The organism is Mesorhizobium sp. M7A.F.Ca.CA.003.01.2.1 (genome assembly GCF_003998945.1).
GTDB classification, from domain to species: Bacteria; Pseudomonadota; Alphaproteobacteria; order Rhizobiales; family Rhizobiaceae; genus Mesorhizobium; species Mesorhizobium ciceri.
Genome location: NZ_RZRA01000849.1, coordinates 1 through 2,442, shown reverse-complemented (window position 1 = coordinate 2,442; position 2,442 = coordinate 1). Strand labels below are relative to the sequence as shown.

Here is a 2,442-nt window from a genome sequence, read left to right as displayed (position 1 = left end):
GATTGCCGCACCGGGCAATGCCGCGCCATAGACGATATCGTCACGAAAGCCGATGTCGCAACCGAGCAGCAGCGCGGTGCGGCGCGGGCGTTCCGAGAATGCGCCTTGCGGCCCTTCCAGCGTGCGGGCGATGCACAGGAACTCGGCGCCGTCGGGCATTTCCACTGCCTCGACGAAGACCTGGCCGGGCTGGGTGAAGGCGACATGCACGGGCAGCTTGGGACAGCCGCCGCCAAAGCGGCTTTGAGGAAAGCCCTGGCTGCCGGCCTTGCGGAAGCGGTTGCCGGCATTGTCGACCTCCAGCATGAAAAACGGCACGCCCGAGGCACCCTGCCGCTGCAGCATGGTCAGCCGGTTGGCCGCCTGTTCGAAGGAGACCCCGAAGCGCGAACGCAGGACATCGATGTCATAGCGGGCGCGCACGGCAGCCGCGTGAAAGGCCTGATAGGGCATCATCAGCGCATGCGCCGCATAACGGCCAAGTTCGAAGCGGGCCAGGCGGCGCGCCTCGTCGGTGCTCAGCTTGAGCGCCTGGATCTCGCCGGCGACCGCGACCGTCATGCGGATCAGGCAGGCCTCCATCGCGACTTCGCGCAACTGGTCGAACGGCGACAGGCGTTCGGACAGGAACAGGCGCTGCGAATGACGATCGTAACGGCGGCGCCAGTTCGGCATGGTCGCGACCGGCAGCACCTTGACCACGATGCCATATTCGCGCTTCAGCCAGGCCTTCAGCGCGCCGAACAGATCATCGCCGGGATCGAGCACCGAGGTGAACGCCGCGGCCTCCTCCTCGAGGGCAGCAAAATGGTTCGGCCGGCGCTCGAAAATCTCGTGCACCTCGTCGATCGGCAGGCGGGCGCCGGAGAGCGCCGTCGCCCGACCCTCGCGTGCCAGCAATTCGTTGAGGTCGGACAGGCGCTCGGCCTGCTCGCGATAGGCGCGGAACAGCTTTATCACGGCCGCGGACGCATTGGGCGCCGCCTCGGCAAGCTCGATCAGTTCCTGATCACCCGGCAACTCGCCGACCAGCAGGGGATCGGTGAACACTTCCTTCAAGGCAGCGACAGATCCCCTCGCCTCGCCCTGCAGCTCGTGTGGATCGACCTTGTAGACGGAGGCCAGCCTGAGGATCAGCTGCACCGTCAGCGGCCGCTGGTTGCGCTCGATCAGATTGAGGTAGGACGGCGAAATGCCGAGACCCTCGGCCATCGCCGTCTGGGTCAGGCCCTTGGCGTTGCGAATGCGGCGGATGCGCGGCCCGGCGAAGATCTTCTGGTCAGCCATGGACTGTCCTTTACAGCAATTTACACGAATTCCTGGGCACGGGCCTTTTACAATAATGACAAATTTACAACGCACTTCTGTCAAACGCAACACAGGTTTTCTCTTATATCCTCTCAGTTTACCTGATTTTTGTGGCTGATTTCGCGCAGAAATGTAAATCCAGTCATACCCAACTACCCCCAAATGATTGACGCCTTGACACAGATCAGCAATTCCTCGGAGTGACCAATGACTGATTTTTACAACCTCGTCCCATCGGCGCCGGAAGGTCGCTTCGACGGTATCGAACGACCCTACTCGGCGGCGGATGTGAAGCGTCTGCGCGGTTCGGTGCAGATCCGCCAGAGCCTTGCCGAAATGGGCGCCAATCGGCTGTGGAAGCTCATCCACGAGGAGGACTTCGTCAACGCGCTCGGCGCCATGTCCGGCAATCAGGCGATGCAGCAGGTGCGCGCCGGGCTGAAGGCGATCTACCTGTCGGGCTGGCAGGTTGCCGCCGACGCCAACACGGCTGGCGCGATGTATCCGGATCAGTCGCTCTACCCGGCCAATGCGGCGCCTGAACTGGTCAAGCGCATCAACCGGACGCTGCAGCGCGCCGACCAGATCGAGACCTCCGAAGGCAATGGGCTTTCGGTCGAAACCTGGTTCGCGCCGATCGTTGCCGACGCCGAAGCTGGCTTCGGCGGGCCGCTCAACGCCTTCGAAATCATGAAGGCCTTCATCGAGGCGGGCGCCGCCGGCGTCCACTATGAGGACCAGTTGGCGTCGGAAAAGAAATGCGGCCATCTCGGCGGCAAGGTGCTGATCCCGACTGCGGCGCACATCCGCAACCTCAACGCCGCGCGCCTGGCGGCGGACGTGATGGGCACGCCGACCCTGGTCGTCGCGCGCACCGATGCGGAAGCCGCCAAGCTGCTCACCTCCGACATCGACGAGCGCGACCAGCCTTTCGTCGACCACGACGCCGGGCGCACGGTTGAGGGTTTCTATCATGTCAGGAACGGCATCGAGCCCTGCATTGCCCGCGCCATCGCCTATGCGCCGTACGCGGATCTGATCTGGTGCGAGACCTCGAAACCCGACCTGGCGCAGGCCAGGAAATTCGCCGAGGGCGTGCGCAAGCACCATCCCGACAAGCTGCTCGCCTACAAT

General features: G+C 63.8%; 2 protein-coding genes. One reads left to right on the top strand and one right to left on the bottom strand.

The window, feature by feature from the left end; translation table 11 throughout:
• A partial coding sequence (locus EN969_RS26600; protein ID WP_164758509.1) for a helix-turn-helix transcriptional regulator occupies positions 1-1,287 on the bottom strand: 1,287 nt, incomplete at its 3' end.
• A gap of 228 nt (positions 1,288-1,515) precedes the next feature.
• Between EN969_RS26600 and aceA the strand changes: the two genes are divergently transcribed.
• Positions 1,516-2,442, top strand: a 927-nt coding sequence (gene aceA / locus EN969_RS26595) for an isocitrate lyase (RefSeq protein ID WP_127419537.1), incomplete at its 3' end; no start/stop codon positions are given.